The following is a 16,135-nucleotide window of genomic DNA, read 5'->3' on the forward strand; positions in this document are numbered from 1 at the left end:
CGGATCAGATGCCGAGGAACTCGGCGATGACCCGGTTGAAGGCATCCGGATTGTCGCAATTGAGGATGTGCGCGACCGCCGGGATTTCCGCATAACGGCTGCCGGGGGTCTCGTCGGCCATATGCCTCATGGCGGCTGACGGCGACGCCATGTCCTCGGCACCGGAAACGAACAGGATCGGCACGGCAAGACCCGGAAGATCCTTCAGATAATCCAGCTTCTTCAGCGCTTCCGCACAGCCGCAATAGCCTTCCGCCGTCGTTCTCAGGAAATCGGCCTTGAGCTCCGCCACGAGATCCGGAGCGGCTTTCTGCGTTTCCGCCGTCAGCCAACGGGCCAACGTCCCTTCCCAGATAGACCCGATCCCGCCTTTCTCGATCATGGCGATGCGATCGATCCAGCTTTGCACGAACGGCGGCGGTGCATCGGCCCGGGCCGCGCAGCAGATCGCCTTTGTCAGTCGATCGGGATGAGCAAGCCCCAGGCCCATGGCAGTCATGCCGCCCATGGAAAGCCCCATGAAAATGGCTTTTTCAACGCCGTGGGCATCCATCACCGCAATGGCATCGCCGACGAGCGCATCCAGCGAATAAGGCCCTATCGGGGTCGAGCTGCCCCCATGACCGCGGGTGTCGTAACGCAGGACCCGGAACGCGCCCTCGAGCAGATCGAGCTGAGGCCGCCACATGTCCCGTGTGGTGCCCAGACCGTTTGACAGCACGATCCAGGGGGCACCCCCCCGCCCGGACACTTCCGTTTCGATCACGATCCCGTCGCCGAGGTCGAGACGCTGCACATTGCTCATGCCGACATTTTCTCCTTCAAAGAGGTTCCGGCCGCCGCATTGACCTTCGGCAGAACCTGTTCCGCCATCAGGACCATGGACCGGCGCGCCAGATCCTTGTCGGCCCAGTCATGGCCAGCATAGAGCAGCGTCCCGATTTCGCCCGTCGTTTCCTGGAAGGCAAGCAGTTCGTCGGCAACCTTATCCGGCTCGCCGAAGATGACAAGTTCATCCAGGACATATTCCAGCGTCACCGCCTCGTCCGGCATGGAGCGGTCGGACTTGAACAGTTCCGCCCGGCCGTTCTTCTTCATCTTGGTCAGGATCTGGTTGTAATAGTAGCGATAGGGGCTGTCCGGTCCCTTGGCATAGGCCTCCGCCTTGGCCGCATCCTCGCAGACGAACACGCTCTTGGCGACGCGCCAGTCGGCGGGCGACGCCGGGCGTCCAGCGCGGGTGCAGCCCTCGACATAGTTCGGCCAGTGGGTCGCGACCCATTTCGGCAACAGGAAGTTCGCTGAAATCGGCTGCCACCCGCGCGCGGCCGCTTCGATCACACCTTTGGAAAACGGCGCCACGACCGTGCAGATGATCGGCGGATGCGGGTCCTGAAGGGGTTTGGGGATATAGCCCTGGCCGATTTCCGGCAGCATGGTGCGCGCAACCGAAACGTTCCAGTACTTGCCCTTGATGTCGTAGGGCGGTTCGCTCGCCCAGATTTCCAGGATCTGGTTGATCGCCTCGACGAACATCTCGTTGCGGTTTTCGTCCAGGTTGCCGAACACCTCCGCATCCGACAACAGGCCGCCCGGCGAGATGCCGAAGTTGAACCGGCCGTCGAGCAGATGGTCCAGCATGGCAATTTCGGCGGCGACCGCAGCCGGATGGTTATTCGGCAGGTTGACCGTACCCGTGCCTAAGCGGATGTTTTTGGTCGCATCTCCGAGCGTCGCGATGAAAAGCGCGGAACTGGTGATGTTCTCGGCCCGGTCGGTGACGTGCTCACCGCAATAGCCTTCGACGAAACCGAGCTCATCGGCGAGAATGAAGGCCTCGCGATCTTCGCGCAGGCACTGGCGCCAATCCTTGTCCAGCGGATGGATCGGCATGGTGAAAAATCCGAGTTTCAAGAAATCCCCTCCGAGCTTTCTGACATGAGAAAGAAGGGCCCGAAGGCCCACTGCCTCTCACGGTAGAGGCAGTGGGAATGTCATGAAAAACAATATTACCTGACTTCTTCCATCAGAAATCCTGAAGGAAGGATTGTCAGTCGACCTTGTATTGCACCAGCCAGGTGTGGCCGAGTTTCTCCGACGCCTTGATATAGGCGTTCATGACTTCGATACCCGGCATGCTGCGGCTTTCGGCCTCCTTGGCCTCCTTGGCCGGGAAGGCAGCCAGGCTTTCGGCCCAGGCCTTGCGGGTCTCCTCCGGCAGCTTCTTGATGAAGGCACCGTTTTCCTCCAGTGCCGCCAGCCCCTTCGCCTGGCTCTGGTCCATCATCGCGCCGTTCTGGTCTTCCCAGGCACGGCCGACTTCGATGATGATCTTCTGAACGTCTTCCGGCAGGGAGTTCAGCTTGGCGACATTGACCGTCAGCGCCACCACCGGCATCGCGCCGAAACCGATCAGCGTGTAGTAGGGCGACGGTTCGTAGTACTTGAAGCCGTTGTAACCCGCCGGCGTCATCAGCCAGCCGTCATAAACGCCGGTCTTCATGGCCATGTAGCCTTCCGGCAGCGTCGACTGGACCGGGATGGCGCCTGCGTATTCCAGCCATGGCAGGTTCGGACCGGCACCGCCGATCTTGACCCCCTTCAGGTCCTCCACCTTGTTCCATTCCATCTTGGTGCCAAGGTGATAGTTGTCCCAGGCACCGAGGCCGAGCAGCTTCTGGCCATAGTCCTTTTCCATGACCTCGCTCAGCCACGGAACCTCGTCATAGACCATGCGGGCCGCCTTGATGGCATCCGTCGAGCTCTGTGGCCCGAACGGCTCGTAATAGGGGAAATTGTGCAGAAACAGCTTTGCGGGCTCGAAGCACACACAATAGCCGCCAAAATCGATGACGCCGCTCTGAACCAGCTCAAGCGTTTCGGCCACACCGGCAATCGAACCGCCGTAGGCCTCGATGAATTCGACCTTGTGACTGGTCTCTTCGGCAACCCGGCGCTTGACCTCCTTGACGAAGAACTCGGACATGGCGGTTACGTAAGGGGCCGGTCCCTTCGGGTGACCGGACGCGATCCGGAGCGTGAAGCTGTCCGCGGATACCGCGCTGCCTGCGCAAATCGATGCCACGATCGTGGCGACCCCGAGGATCTTCCCGGGGAAACTGGAAATTCTCATCTGTGTCCTCCCAACAACCTCTGACCGGCCGGACGCCGCCCACCTCAGCGCCGTCCAAACTCCCGCCAGTTCAAAAGTGGACCCAACATAAATTATCGATCGCTAAATAGCAATTGCGGGAATTTCCACTCTGGAATAGGCTACAGTCAGAATTCGGCGCCGCGTGGGGAGCGGTGGCAAAAGGGGGGACGACGTTTTGATCCTGGGAAGTGCAAATCGCCAGATGGTTCGACTGGCGCGTGCCATCCACGTGGTTTCATCAGTTTGGGTGTTCATTCTGGCTTTGGTGATTCTGGTGGATGTGTTCGGCCGTGTGCTGTTCAACCACCCGCTGGAAGGCACCAAGGAGATCCTGCAGAACTCGGTGATCGCGGTCACTTTCCTGCAGCTGCCGCTGGCGATCTACACAGGCTCGATGCTGAAGACGACGATGTTCAGCCAACATCTGTCACCGCTCCTCCTCAAGCTGATCCGCTCCGGCGTTTTCCTACTCGGCGCTGCCCTGTTCATCGCCCTGGTCAAGGCGTCCTGGCACCCGGCGATGGAGGCGGTGCGAATCGGCGAATACGAGGGCGAAGGATCCCTCCGAATCTACACCTGGCCGGTGCGCTTCCTGATGATCGCAACATCGGCCTTCGCGGCCTTCGCCTATCTCACCATGTTCATCGTCAACTGGTTCGGCACCCTGACGGCGGACGACGGCCTGCGCGACGTGTAACCGCAAAATTCAAATAACAACGACATTCGTCCCGGGAGGGGGAAGAAGTGGAAACTCTGATTTTCATGGAGCTTGGACTGCTCGTCCTGTTGGTGGTCCTTGGCGTCCATGTCGCCGTTGCCCTGGGGGTCGTGAGCGCGATCGGCGTCTATATGATGCTCGGAAGCGCGGATATCGCCCTCTCGCTGCTCGGCAACACAGCCTATGAAGCCCTGCGCAAGGACATCTTCATTGTCATTCCGCTGTTCGTCCTGATGGGCGACTTCGTCAGCCGCTCCGGCGCGGCCCGCGATCTTTACTCCCTCTGCAACCGCGCCCTGCACCGCCTGCCCGGCCGGCTTGCCATCGCGACCGTCGTCGGCAACGCCATCTTCGCTGCAATTACCGGGGTTTCGATCGCGGCGGCAGCGACGTTCTCGCGCCTTGCCTATCCGGAAATGGTAACGCTCGGCTACAAGCGCACCTTCTCACTCGGTGTCGTTGCCGGCAGCGCCTGCCTCGGCATGCTGATTCCGCCAAGCATCCTGCTGATCGTCTGGGCGATCCTGACCGAGGAATCGGTCGGCGCGCTGTTCATCGCAGGCCTCCTGCCCGGTCTGCTGCTGGCCCTTGCCTTCTGTCTTTACTGCATCGGCGCCGCCATCGTGTCGCCGTCGACCGCTCCGTCCGCCCCGGCGCAGTCCGAAACGAAACCCACACCCGAGGAGCTCCGCAGCGAGCTGACCGGCGGGCTGTCGATCCTGTTCCTGATCGTGCTGGTCATCGGCGGCATCTGGTTCGGCTTCCTGACGCCGACCGAGGCCGCCGGTTTCGGCGCTGTCGGCGCCGCCATCGTCGGCTGGGTGAAAGGCATGCGCGGGCGGCAATTCCTTGATGCGATCTATAGTGCCGGCAAGACAACGGCCCCGATCATGATCCTGCTGATCACGGCCTCCATGTATTCACGGTTCCTCGCCATGGCCGGCGCCGTGAACATTATCCAGGGCGTCTTCTACAACGTCAGCGACAACCCGGTGGTGATCGTCGCGATGATTATCGCCGCCTGGCTGGTGCTGGGCATGTTCGTCGATTCCATCTCCATCATTCTGCTGACCGTGCCGATCTTCGCGCCGATGGCCGATGCCATGGGGCTGAACCCGCTCGCCTTTGCCATCTTCGGCATCCTGGTGATCGAGGCCGGGTTGCTCACCCCGCCCTTCGGGCTGCTGGTGTTCACGGTGAAGGCGGCCGTGCCCGATCCGACGGTCAGGCTCGGCGAGATTTTCGCCGGCTCAATCCCCTACTGGATCCTGATCATTCTGGTGGCTGTCACCGTTCTGGTCTTCCCCGGCCTCGCCAGCTGGCTGCCCGAACAGATGATGTAGCCGGACTTTTCGACGTCACAAGCCACCGACGCGCAAGCGTCGGTGGCAGTCGGCGATCATGTGTTCCGTCTGGCGGGTCAGTTCGTCGGCAAACAGGCTGGCCACCTGGCTGAGCGCCCGGGTGCTGGAAGAGACCAGAAGATAGTCCAGCGGCATGGCCGGTTCCGTGATCGGATGCAATGCGCGGGTTTCACCGTCGAGATCCGGATAACACAGGATCGCGGGCGCGATCGTCGACCAGTCCGAATTGGCGACAAGCTCCAGCGTGCCGAACATGGTGTCCAGCTCCATGATCGCCGTGACGTCGAGGCCATAGGCGTTGATGTAGGTGTCGATCTTTGCCCGCCGGGCATTTTCCGGTCCCGGCAACACCAGCTTCAAGCCCTTCAATTTCGTCAGCGCCACCGGCTCCAGATGAGGCGGGCCCACCTTCGGACCGGTCACGAAAAGCTCCATGTCGGACGCCAGATGCCGGGCATTCAGGCCCGGTTCCAGCTGGCCGGAGGGAACGACGGCAAAGTCCAGCGCGCCCCTGGCGACATCGCGCAGCAGAACTGCGCTAAAGGCCTCGGCCACCCGGACCGTGACCTCCGGAAAGTCGGCTGCAAAGGCCTTGAGCGTCGGTCCGAGCACCGCCCGGGTGAAGGTCGGCATCAAGCCGACCTTGATCTGGCCGGACACGGTTCCCGACAGCGCTTCCACATCCCGGCGGGCGGCGCTGACGCTTTTCAGGATATCGACGGCATGGCCGTAAAGACGCTTCCCCGCCGCGGTCGGTTCGACACCGGAGCGCGAGCGAATGAACAGGCTGGACCCGAGGCTCTGCTCCAGTTCCTTGATCTGCATGCTCAGGCCCGACTGGGTGGCATTCTCCCGTGCGGCGGCTGCGGTGAAGGTTGCTTCCTCATAGACGGCGACAAAGGTGCGAAGATGCTGGAGCTTCATTTTTCCATCAGCGTTTCTGATCATAAATTACAAGTATTATAATTTGTCCTGAAGCATACGCCTGTCTAGTGTCTAATGCATAGATTACGGACGGAAACAGGAAAAAGATGGCCATGAAATCTGCCGAAGCGTCTTTGGCGGCGGACGACGCCCCTTTCATCGATCCGGCGGACCTGCGCAACACGCTCGGATGTTTTGCGACCGGCGTCGCGATTGTCACCACACTAAGCGCGAACGGCCGGCCGGTCGGCATGACCATCAATTCGTTCAATTCCGTCTCGATGGACCCGCCGCTGGTTCTGTGGAGCATCGCCAGGAAAGCCCCGAGCTATGACGCCTTCCATGCGAACGGCAGTTTCGTCGTCAACATCCTGAGCGAACATCAACACGAACTGTGCCTGCAGTTCAGTCGGCCGTCTGAAGACAAGTTCGCCGGTGTCGATTTCGAGCCAGGCCTCAACGGCATACCGCAGCTCACGGGAGCCGCCGCCCATCTGGAATGCATGACTCACGACCGCGTCGAGGGCGGCGATCATACGATCATCATCGGCCGCGTCATGAGGCTCCAGGCGTCAGATGCCATGCCGCTCCTTTTTCATCGGGGAATACTGCGCGGATTTGACGGTCGAATTTGAGACCTACCGACAGATTGCAAAATCTTTATTCCGTACCGATGTCATGGTTTGTTTTTTACATCGGACCGAGTCGGCCCACGGCCTCCTTTTCAGACCCCAATCAGGTCAAAATCCGCGACTGCCGTAACAAAAAGAAACAAACAGGCTTTGAGCTTGTCGGTCTTGCGCACCAGACTTCGCCACAGGACCGAGGAACAATTCCCGAGACAGATTTTCACCAAGCCGATTCTTCCATGCCAGGCACCACATCGGCATTCTCTCGATTTATTGGCTTGGCTTGAATCCAGGTTCCCCAGCCAACTCCCATTGAAGATTTTCCGATCGATTAAAAAACCGGCCAGTCCAAGCTGCCGGGATCGCAATTTTTTGCAATTCTCACCGCATGTAATGTAGCAAGTGAAAATCCTCGTTGATTTAATGGATCCGAATTTTGAACGCGCTTCGCAATATCGACCTCAATCTCCTTGTCGTATTTGAGGCTATCTATTCCTCAGGAAACATCACGTCCGCAGCGCGCAAGCTTGGTGTCAGCCAGCCGACAATTTCAAACTCACTGGCCCGATTGAGGGACAGTATCGGCGATCCCTTATTCGTCCGCGAAGGACGCGGTATCAAGCCGACAGTCAGGGCTATGCAGCTGATCGATTCCGTTCGTCAGGCGCTCATACTGATCGAAGGCGGCATATCGCAGGCGGAGAGTTTTGATCCCACGGTCGACAAGCGCCATTTCCGGATAGCGATGCTGGACCTGTTCGAGCCGATCATCATGCCGACGCTGATGCGAGAGGTTCAATCCAGCGGCAACATCTTCTTTGAAATCCTGCCGGCGGCCGACGGCAAGATGCTGCGGCAAAAACTGAACGACGGGTCGATCGAACTGGTCGTCGCCGATTACCAATCGCAAGTCAATGATGCTGTCTGCGAGCCCCTGGGTCCAGTCAAAGCCGTTCTGATCGCCCGAAAGGGCCACCCGGACATCGATGGAGCAATTACCAAGGACGTATTTTCCAAACTTGGCCATGTCGCCATTTTTTCGGATGTCTGGGGCCGCGCCCGCATAGTCGAGGTTCTGGAACGCCTGAACATACGCCGCAATGTTGTTTATTCGGTCCCGAGATTTTCCTCATTTCCGAACATTGTGGCGTCTACGGACCTGATCGCGATGGTCCCATCCAAATTCGCCAAAGCCATTGCGGAGTTTTATCCACTTCAAATTCTGCCGTTGCCCTTCTCTGTACCCGATGAACAGATGTTCTACATGACCTGGAAAAGCAGCAACACCGATGAACCTCATCACAAATGGCTCAGGGAAAGAATGACTGAGATATATTCCGGGTCCGCGCCAGAACACACACCGGCAAACTAGTTCCGGTTTTCAGGCGTTTTTTTCGCCCACACCATTAGTCTTGTGGCCCTCCAGAAATGCCACGCCCCCCAGATCCCGGCAATCTGTACGAAGACGAGCGCATACGCCAAAGACCGGTTTCCGGCATCCGCCATCAGCGTATCGCTCACCAGCCCGACCAGAGCGGGCCCAAACCCCAACCCGATCATGTTGAAGGCGAACAGATAGACAACTGTCGCCATCGGACGCATTTCATTTTCGAAGCGATTGTGAATGAGCGCAAAGGTCGGTCCGGAAATCGTGTTCGCGAAGAAGGTCGCGATTACAAGTGCGGAAAGCGCCACAACGCTGTTGTCGGCAAGCAGAAATGTCAGCGCGAACGGTTTTGCCGCAAGCAATCCGATTATAACGACATAGATCCGCCGGTGCGGACCCGACAACCCCAGGTAATCCGCAAACCTGCCCGCCAGAACACTGCCGACCGTGCCGACAATTCCGACAGAAAAAGCCAGAAAGATGCCTGTCTGCGCCTGACTTAATCCGTGAAAGCGGATGATATAGGTGGCATACCAGGTCAGGGCGCCGAAAGTTACAATCCCGGAAATTGCAAACCCGATGAAAATGTGGAGCAAGACACGGTCGGTCCATACACGTTTCACCGTCGACCTGAAGAGCGTTTTCACCACACTCGGATCGGGGGCAGTTTCTGTTCTCGCCGGCTCGCTGGTCACAAAACGCAGAATTATGGCAAGGGCGATCCCGGGCAATCCTGCGATGACGAATGTCCAACGCCATCCATAAACCTGTCCCACGATACCGCCGATCAAAAAGGCGAACAGGATCCCGATTGTCGAGCCCGCCATATAGATCCCCATCGCCGTTGTCCTGCGATCTTCGGGATAGAGATCCGAGATGATGGCTTGTGAGGGGCTCACGGCGCCGGCCTCCCCAATTCCGACACCGACACGCAGCAGGGCAAGCTGAATGAAAGACTGGGCCGCACCCGTCACAATGGTCAGAGAACTCCACACAAAAGCGGATGCAGCAACGATGTTTCGTCTGTTAAACTTCGCCGCAAGTCTCGCGATCGGAAATCCGAACAACACATAGACGACCGTGAAGAACAATCCGGACAAGAGCCCCAGCTGCGTATCGGACAAGCTGAATTCCTGACCGATCGCGTCCAGGCTGATATTCAGAACATGGCGATCCAGCTGATTGACGGCCAGAATCGCCGTCAGTACCAGCAACATGTGCGTTGGAGAGTGGCTGTGCTTCTTCCTGGTCGGCATTAATCCTGACCGGACCGCTGTTACCTGCGATCGATCTCCGTGCGGAATAGTCTCGTCCGCCATTCTCCGTTTGCTCCCCCCGTCGGAACGTTTACAAACTCTTGCTTGTCACGTTTTTCAAAATTTCGACGGATAGACTTCCGTTCACATTTACCTGCCCTGCCGGATCAAACATCCGGACCGGCTATCGTCAGCTACATAAGGCTGCGCACTAGTTTCATCATTTACCATATAACGAAAGAACCGATAGGCTGAGCTATAGCCATCCAGCATCGATATTTCCACCAGTGACGTTTTAATTATCTGATTTATTTAATTTTTTCCTTCCTCTTTCCGCCGTGAAAAAGTTAATACATTCTTATCGTGAATATATCGTATTCTAATTATTGCAATTGTTTGCGTTCCCCCCGTGACGATAGCTAGGCGCTACGTTGCCAGTCCATCCCGGGGAGTCTTCGAGTTATGTTGTTGTATGCAACATATATTAAATGCAGCCGTAGCCTTCTACATCGCCCGATAAAGTCGTTCGTTACCAGCAAAGCGTTCTCCTTGCTCGTGATTGCTTTCGGCCTGTCTTTAATTCAGCCAGTTCATGCTGAGACCATATTCCAGGTTATTTCCTCCGCCCAAAAGTCGCACCCTGCGGTGACTGGCGCCGACAAGCTGGCAAAGGCCGCGGACGCAGATCGCAAAGAGGCTTTTTCCGGTTATTTCCCAACGGTTGCCCTTGAAGGCAATGCAGGGTTCCGTGAACGCAATGAGTCGGAAGGCAGCAACGGCTCGACGGCCGATCTGGGGGTAACCCTTTCCCAGCCCCTCTTCGACGGGTTCCAGACGAAAAACAGAGTCGCGGCCGCGGATGCGGCGCGCGACGTCGCCGGGTTCGAAATCGAAACCCGCCAGGTCCGCGTGGGCCTGGATGCGGCAACGGTCTATCTGGATGTTCTGCGCACCAGCGAGATCGCCGCGGCCGCGAACCGTTACAAGGCGCAGGTCGACGGCGTTCTTGCCAAGCTCAATCAGAGAGCAGCTGCCGACAGCGGTCTGCGGGCACAAGTAACGTTGGGCCAGGCGCAGCAACTCGAGGCAGCCCTTGCGGCCGTCGCCGCGCGCACCCAGAACCAACTGGCCGGCGCGCAATTCATGGAAGTCGTAGGCTACAAGCCAAATCGCCTTGCTGGCGTGTCCCTGAAAAATCTCCACCTGCCGAAATCGGCAACGTCAGCCCTCCAGCTTGGCACGACATCCCACCCCGCACTCAAGGCGGCGGCATCCGAAATCCGGAAACAGAAAGGGCTTTACGGGTCTGCCCGGTCCGATTTGTTTCCCAAGGTCGACCTCGTTGGACGTGCCGAGCTCGGCCAGGACCTGAACGATGTCGAAGGGCGGACTCATTCCGTCTTCGGCGGCGTGCGCCTGACCTACAAGTTCGCCACCGGCGGAGGGGAACACTACCGCACCCGCTCCGCGGAATACCGTCTGGATGCCGCGACCGACGAGGAGCGCGAGATCCAGATGAAGGTGCGCCGTCAGGTTCTCGATGCCTGGGCCGGCTGGCAGATCGCATCGGAATCCTACGCGCTCGTGGCGCAACGGCGAAACAAGAGCCGCCAGATCCTGTCCGATTACCAGGGACAATTCGACGCCGGCAAACGCGAACTTCTCGATTTCTTCTTTGTGCTGTCGCAGCAGTACGACGCCGAAAAGGCGGAAATTGACGCGCGTTACAACAATCTTCTCAGCGCATTTCAGTTACTCGCGGCCATGGGCACGATCCCCACGGCCGGTTAAGGGAGCTCATTTCCATGACGCTTGTTTTGAACATTACCAACAGCAACGGTGAAACCGAGCGCCTGTCCCTGAGTTTGAACGGAACCTATGCGATCCCCGAAGGCAGTGTGATCGGCGTCGAGAGCATCAGCGGCCTCACCGATCTTCAATGGCAGAACGGCCGGCTTACGCTCACGTTCACTGACGGCGTCGTCGTCCTCGAAGGCATTACCGCCGAGCAGCTCGAAGCTCTTGCCCCTGCGTTTGGAGACATCCAGACTTCGGCTTTGGGCAATAACGGCGAAACCGATGGCGGCGGCCTCGATCTCGCCCGCCTGTTTTCTGGCGCCAGCCAGACCGGCGGCAGGTCTTCCGTAAACAGCTTCGAAATGGGCATTGAAACCGGTCTCGACAAAACGGACGGCGGACAAGGCCAACGTTCCATTACCCCGTCCGCACCGCAACAGAACGAAACACAAACAACGACGAATTCCGCGCCATTGGCGGAAGCTATTTCCGGACTGGTCAGCGAGAAACGGTACCGCGATCTCGTTGTCGGCGCTTTACACCGACGCGGATACCGCCGACACGCACAGCTTCTCGATCGACACGACCGGAACAGCCGGCCTGGTCACCCACAACGGCGATGGCAAATTCTCTTACGAAACCAACGGCGCCTTCGAAAGCCTCGGAGCAGGACAGACAGCGACCGACAGCTTCACCTACACGGTCACGGATTCAAACGGGGCATCTTCCACGCCGACCCGCGACGGTTACAATCGAAGGCGCGAATGACGCGCCGGTCGGCATAAACGGGTCGGCCTTAGGTGATGAAGACACGGCCATCATCGGCACCGTCACCGCTTCCGATGTCGACGGCGACAACCTGAGTTATGCGCTCGCCACCGGCGCCGCCCCGGCCCATGGTTCGGTCGCTTTCAACGGCAGCCAATACACCTACACGCCCAATACCGACTTCAACGGCTCCGACAGTTTCGATGTTGTGATCTCTGATGGAAACGGCGGCACCGATACGGTCACCATAGACATCACCGTCAATCCCGCCAACGACGCGCCGGTCGGTACAAACGGCGCCGCATCCGGCGACGAAGATACGGCCATCACCGGCATTGTTGCAGCCTCCGATGTCGACGGCGACAGCCTGACCTATGCGCTTGCCGCCGGCGGCGCTCCGGACCATGGCTCCGTGTCCTTCAACGGCAGCCAGTACACCTACACGCCCGATGCCGACTTCAACGGCTCCGACAGCTTCGATGTCGAGATCTCCGATGGAAACGGCGGGCACCGATACGGTCACCATCGACATCACCGTCGATCCGGTCAATGACGCGCCGGTTGGCACAAACGGATCGGCCTCGGGCGATGAAGACACCGCAATTATCGGTACGGTCTCGGCCACTGATCTCGACGGCGACAGCCTGACCTATTCGCTGGCGACCGGAGGCGCCCCGGCCCATGGCTCGGTCTCCTTCAACGGCAGCCAGTACACCTACACGCCCGACGCCGACTTCAACGGCTCCGACAGCTTCGATGTCGAGATCTCCGATGGAAATGGCGGAACCGACACCGTCACTATCGACATCACCGTCGATCCGGTAAACGATGCGCCGGTGGCGGGCGAACGATGCCTTCTCCGGGTCCGAGGACACCCAGATCACCGGCAACGTGCTGGTTGATAACGGAGCCGGGGCCGACCGCGATATCGACGGCGATACACTGACTGTCACCGCCGGCACCTTCGCCACCGCCGAGGGCGGATCGGTGACGATCGACGCCAATGGCGCCTTCACCTATACTCCTGCCGCTGACTTCAACGGGTCGGACAGCTTTACCTACACAGTCTCCGACGGCACCACCACCGATACCGGCTACGGTCAGCCTCACCATCGGCGCGACCGACGATGCCCCGGTCGCCGTGGCCGACAGCTTTACCGTCGACGAGGACAGCGGCGCGACCGTTTTCGATGTGCTGGCTAACGACACCCGACACCGACGGCGGCCTCTGATCGCCATCCAGTCGGTCACCCAGCCCACGGGCGGCACGGTGACCATCGTCAACGGTGGCGCCAACGTCAGCTTCACGCCGGATGCCGACTTCAACGGCTCCACCAGCTTCACCTACACCCTGAACGGCGGTGCCACCGAGACCGTCTCCGTCACCGTCACGCCCGCCAACGACGCGCCGGTCGCAACCGATGATGCTTTCTCCGGCTCTGAGGACACTCCCAATCACCGGCAACGTGCTGGTTGATAACGGCGCCGGGGCCGACGGCGATATCGACGGCGATACACTGACTGTCACCGCCGGCACCTTCGCCACCGCCGGGGGCGGATCGGTGACGATCGATGCCAATGGCTCCTTTACCTATATCCCGGCCCCGGACTTCAACGGTTCAGACAGTTTCACCTACTCGGTCTCTGACGGAACCGCCGTCGACACGGGCACGGTCTATCTTTCTGTGGGCGCGACCGACGATGCCCCGGTCGCCGTGGCCGACAACTTCACCGTCGACGAGGACAGCGGCGCGACCGTTTTCGATGTGCTGGCCAACGATACGGACACCGACGGCGGCCTGATCGCCATCCAGTCGGTCACACCAACCAACCGGCGGCACGGTTACCATCGTCACACGGCGGCGCCAATGTCAGCTTCACGCCGGATGCCGACTTCAACGGTTCGACCAGCTTCACCTACACGCTGAACGGCGGGTCAACCGAGACCGTCACTGTCACCGTTACCCCTGCCAATGACGCGCCGGTGTTATCCGCAACAGGAACGCCGTCCGCCGTCGATGAGGCAGGCGACGCCTCCACCCAGGACATCGACGCGCTGACCGGCAACCTGACGGTCTCCGATTCCGATGTGGGCGACACGCTGACCGCCTCTATAAATGGTGCTCCGACGCTCGCTTGGAGCGGGGGAACCCTCAGCGCCGCCCAGGAGGCAACCCTGCTCGCAGCCCTTGGAACCGGCAGGCTCTCTTTCGACGGAAGCGCATCCGCCGACGGATCCGCCCAGTGCGCTCGGCTGGAGTTGGGACCCGGCCGCCGCCGACCTCGATTTCCTGGCAGCAGGTCAGACGCTCACGGTCACTTACGACGTGGCGGTGGGCGACGGAACGCAAACAACCACCACACAGCCCCTCACCTTCACCATTGCCGGCTCCAACGACGCTCCGGTCGCCTACATGGATACCGGCACGCTGACCGAAGACGACGGCCCGACGACCTTCAACGTCCTTGGCAACGACATCCTCGATCTGGATGCCGGTGCGCTGAATACGGTCACGGTCGGCAACATCACGCTCGGGGCCAACAACTACGGGCTCACCGCGAGCGATGTGCAGGTCACCGTCACGGCCGACAACCAGTTGACGGTCGAATTGGTCGGCTCCGGCTGGGATGCCCTGCCGAACGGAATTACCATCCCGCTCACGGTCCAGTACCGCCTGAACGGCGACAACGGGGAATTCGCTGGCAACCAGCTGAGCCTGACGGTCCAGGGCCGCAACGACGCACCGGTGCTCGACGCCAGTGTGGACCTGTCGATCTCCGTTTCCGAGAATGCAGGGCTTCCGGGCGTGGGCGAAGGCACGCTCGTCTCCGACCTGGTGGACCGGGTCGGCGGCGGCGGTCTCGACAACGTTACCGACGACAGCTTCGTAACCGGGATCGCCATCACTGGCGCCAACACCGACCATGGCACCTGGTACTACTCCACCAACGACGGTGCCAACTGGACCGCGCTATCAAGTGTCTCCGACGCGCATGCGCTGACGCTGCGCCCGAATGCCCGTGTCGCCTACGTTCCCGATGACGGCTACAGCGGCACCGTCTCCGGCGGCCTTACGATCCGCGCCTGGGACGGCTCAGGCGGCGCCAATGGCAGTTATTGGGACACGACCAACAACGGCGGAACCACTGGATATTCGGCGGAAACCGACACCGTTTCCGTCACAATCGATGCGGTCAACGACGCACCGGTGCTGTCCGCAACGGGATCGCCGTCCGCGGTCGATGAGGCAGGCGACGCCTCCGCACAGGACATCGGCCCGCTGACCGGAAACCTGACCGTGTCCGATGCCGATACCGGCGACACCCTGACCGCCTCCATCAATGGCGCTCCGACGCTTGTGTGGAGCGGCGGCGCGCTCAGCGCCGCCCAGGAGGCAACCCTTCTGGCAGCCCTTGGAACCGGCAGGCTCTCGTTTGACGGCAGCGTTGACGGTCTCCGCCGACGGATCCGCCCAGTCGCTCGGCTGGAGCTGGGACCCGGCCGCCGCGGATCTCGACTTCCTGGCAAACGGCCAGACGCTCACGGTCACCTATCAGGTCGCGGTCAGCGATGGCACACAGACGACGGCTACCCAGCCGCTCACCTTCACTGTTACCGGGACCAACGACGCCCCCGTCACAATCGATGCGGTCAACGACGCACCGGTGCTGTCCGCAACGGGATCGCCGTCCGCGGTCGATGAGGCAGGCGACGCCTCCGCACAGGACATCGGCCCGCTGACCGGAAACCTGACCGTGTCCGATGCCGATACCGGCGACACCCTGACCGCCTCCATCAATGGCGCTCCGACGCTTGTGTGGAGCGGCGGCGCGCTCAGCGCCGCCCAGGAGGCAACCCTTCTGGCAGCCCTTGGAACCGGCAGGCTCTCGTTTGACGGCAGCGTCTCCGCCGACGGATCCGCCCAGTCGCTCGGCTGGAGCTGGGACCCGGCCGCCGCGGATCTCGACTTCCTGGCAAACGGCCAGACGCTCACGGTCACCTATCAGGTCGCGGTCAGCTGCCGCCTCCATGGACACCGGCACCGGCACGATTACAGAGGATGACGTATCCAAGACCTTCAACGTGCTCGGTAACGACACACTCGACATGGACGCCGGGGCGGCGAACACGATATCT

18 protein-coding genes and 3 pseudogenes are annotated in these 16,135 nt (G+C 60.2%); 15 read left to right on the top strand and 6 right to left on the bottom strand.

Features of this window, described 5'->3' with window-relative positions:
• Window positions 1-4 precede the first annotated feature (4 nt).
• The 3 genes from ABIN98_RS27765 to ABIN98_RS27775 form a co-directional block, all read right to left on the bottom strand.
• Window positions 5-805 carry an alpha/beta fold hydrolase gene (locus ABIN98_RS27765; RefSeq protein ID WP_346915301.1) on the bottom strand — a complete coding sequence of 267 codons (801 nt, stop codon included), beginning with the start codon at window positions 803-805 and terminating at the stop codon, window positions 5-7.
• Window positions 802-1,914: an LLM class flavin-dependent oxidoreductase gene (locus tag ABIN98_RS27770; protein ID WP_346915303.1), complete on the bottom strand. Its 1,113-nt coding sequence runs from the start codon at window positions 1,912-1,914 to the stop codon at window positions 802-804. The genes ABIN98_RS27765 and ABIN98_RS27770 overlap by 4 nt, the downstream gene beginning before the upstream one ends.
• Window positions 1,915-2,050: 136 nt before the next feature.
• A complete protein-coding gene (locus ABIN98_RS27775) occupies window positions 2,051-3,133 on the bottom strand; it encodes a C4-dicarboxylate TRAP transporter substrate-binding protein (protein WP_346915305.1) in 1,083 nt (360 codons plus the stop codon).
• A 223-nt stretch (window positions 3,134-3,356) separates the two neighbouring features.
• On the opposite strand from ABIN98_RS27775, the gene ABIN98_RS27780 reads away from it, so the two are divergent.
• Together ABIN98_RS27780 and ABIN98_RS27785 are read left to right on the top strand one after the other, a co-directional pair.
• Window positions 3,357-3,851, top strand: coding sequence for a TRAP transporter small permease (locus ABIN98_RS27780; protein ID WP_346915307.1), 495 nt, complete (start codon window positions 3,357-3,359; stop codon window positions 3,849-3,851).
• A 47-nt stretch (window positions 3,852-3,898) separates the two neighbouring features.
• A complete protein-coding gene (locus tag ABIN98_RS27785; protein ID WP_346915309.1) occupies window positions 3,899-5,215 on the top strand; it encodes a TRAP transporter large permease in 1,317 nt (438 codons plus the stop codon).
• A 15-nt stretch (window positions 5,216-5,230) separates the two neighbouring features.
• Here the strand turns inward: ABIN98_RS27785 and ABIN98_RS27790 are convergent, their stop codons facing one another.
• Window positions 5,231-6,160 carry a LysR family transcriptional regulator gene (locus ABIN98_RS27790; RefSeq protein ID WP_346915311.1) on the bottom strand — a complete coding sequence of 310 codons (930 nt, stop codon included), beginning with the start codon at window positions 6,158-6,160 and terminating at the stop codon, window positions 5,231-5,233.
• Between the two features lie 113 nt (window positions 6,161-6,273).
• Here ABIN98_RS27790 and ABIN98_RS27795 point away from each other — a divergent pair, with 113 nt between their 5' ends.
• Both ABIN98_RS27795 and ABIN98_RS27800 read left to right on the top strand, forming a co-directional pair.
• Window positions 6,274-6,795, top strand: coding sequence for a flavin reductase family protein (locus ABIN98_RS27795; protein ID WP_346915313.1), 522 nt, complete (start codon window positions 6,274-6,276; stop codon window positions 6,793-6,795).
• 430 nt (window positions 6,796-7,225) lie between these two features.
• Complete coding sequence (locus tag ABIN98_RS27800) at window positions 7,226-8,161, top strand: LysR family transcriptional regulator (RefSeq protein WP_346915315.1); 936 nt, start codon at window positions 7,226-7,228, stop codon at window positions 8,159-8,161.
• On the opposite strand, the gene ABIN98_RS27805 is transcribed toward ABIN98_RS27800, so the two are convergent.
• Window positions 8,158-9,495: an MFS transporter gene (locus tag ABIN98_RS27805; protein WP_346915317.1), complete on the bottom strand. Its 1,338-nt coding sequence runs from the start codon at window positions 9,493-9,495 to the stop codon at window positions 8,158-8,160. The two genes, ABIN98_RS27800 and ABIN98_RS27805, sit on opposite strands and share 4 nt — an antisense overlap.
• A gap of 399 nt (window positions 9,496-9,894) precedes the next feature.
• Here ABIN98_RS27805 and ABIN98_RS27810 point away from each other — a divergent pair, with 399 nt between their 5' ends.
• Window positions 9,895-11,223, top strand: coding sequence for a TolC family protein (locus ABIN98_RS27810; RefSeq protein ID WP_346915319.1), 1,329 nt, complete (start codon window positions 9,895-9,897; stop codon window positions 11,221-11,223).
• On the opposite strand, the gene ABIN98_RS27815 is transcribed toward ABIN98_RS27810, so the two are convergent.
• Window positions 11,220-11,633: a hypothetical protein gene (locus tag ABIN98_RS27815; RefSeq protein WP_346915321.1), complete on the bottom strand. Its 414-nt coding sequence runs from the start codon at window positions 11,631-11,633 to the stop codon at window positions 11,220-11,222. The two genes, ABIN98_RS27810 and ABIN98_RS27815, sit on opposite strands and share 4 nt — an antisense overlap.
• Between ABIN98_RS27815 and ABIN98_RS27820 the strand changes: the two genes are divergently transcribed.
• From ABIN98_RS27820 to ABIN98_RS27865, 10 genes and pseudogenes are all read left to right on the top strand, one after another.
• Window positions 11,599-11,997, top strand: coding sequence for an Ig-like domain-containing protein (locus ABIN98_RS27820; protein WP_394701643.1), 399 nt, complete (start codon window positions 11,599-11,601; stop codon window positions 11,995-11,997). The two genes, ABIN98_RS27815 and ABIN98_RS27820, sit on opposite strands and share 35 nt — an antisense overlap.
• Window positions 11,998-12,010: 13 nt before the next feature.
• Window positions 12,011-12,550 (top strand): cadherin-like domain-containing protein, encoded by a 540-nt coding sequence (locus tag ABIN98_RS27825; protein WP_346915406.1) that lies wholly within the window; start codon window positions 12,011-12,013, stop codon window positions 12,548-12,550.
• The gene (locus ABIN98_RS27830; protein ID WP_346915325.1) at window positions 12,492-12,899 is read left to right on the top strand and encodes a cadherin-like domain-containing protein; all 408 of its coding nucleotides are present in this window, start codon (window positions 12,492-12,494) and stop codon (window positions 12,897-12,899) included. Before ABIN98_RS27825 ends, ABIN98_RS27830 begins: the two co-directional genes overlap by 59 nt.
• Window positions 12,889-13,200, top strand: a complete 312-nt coding sequence (locus ABIN98_RS27835; protein ID WP_346915327.1) for an Ig-like domain-containing protein — start codon at window positions 12,889-12,891, stop codon at window positions 13,198-13,200. Before ABIN98_RS27830 ends, ABIN98_RS27835 begins: the two co-directional genes overlap by 11 nt.
• Window positions 13,139-13,474 (top strand): Ig-like domain-containing protein, encoded by a 336-nt coding sequence (locus ABIN98_RS27840; protein ID WP_346915329.1) that lies wholly within the window; start codon window positions 13,139-13,141, stop codon window positions 13,472-13,474. The genes ABIN98_RS27835 and ABIN98_RS27840 overlap by 62 nt, the downstream gene beginning before the upstream one ends.
• Window positions 13,422-13,925: a cadherin-like domain-containing protein gene (locus ABIN98_RS27845; protein ID WP_394701647.1), complete on the top strand. Its 504-nt coding sequence runs from the start codon at window positions 13,422-13,424 to the stop codon at window positions 13,923-13,925. The genes ABIN98_RS27840 and ABIN98_RS27845 overlap by 53 nt, the downstream gene beginning before the upstream one ends.
• Window positions 13,904-14,146: pseudogene (locus ABIN98_RS27850) on the top strand (VCBS domain-containing protein); the annotation flags it as partial. The gene ABIN98_RS27845 and the pseudogene ABIN98_RS27850, both read left to right, overlap by 22 nt.
• A pseudogene (locus tag ABIN98_RS27855) lies at window positions 14,115-14,588 on the top strand (VCBS domain-containing protein); the annotation flags it as partial. The pseudogenes ABIN98_RS27850 and ABIN98_RS27855, both read left to right, overlap by 32 nt.
• Before the next feature lie 751 nt (window positions 14,589-15,339).
• A pseudogene (locus ABIN98_RS27860) lies at window positions 15,340-15,585 on the top strand (hypothetical protein); the annotation flags it as partial.
• Between the two features lie 78 nt (window positions 15,586-15,663).
• Window positions 15,664-16,062 carry a hypothetical protein gene (locus ABIN98_RS27865; RefSeq protein WP_346915335.1) on the top strand — a complete coding sequence of 133 codons (399 nt, stop codon included), beginning with the start codon at window positions 15,664-15,666 and terminating at the stop codon, window positions 16,060-16,062.
• Window positions 16,063-16,135 lie beyond the last annotated feature (73 nt).

It is taken from the genome of uncultured Roseibium sp. (assembly GCF_963675095.2).
Classification (GTDB): domain Bacteria; phylum Pseudomonadota; class Alphaproteobacteria; order Rhizobiales; family Stappiaceae; genus Roseibium.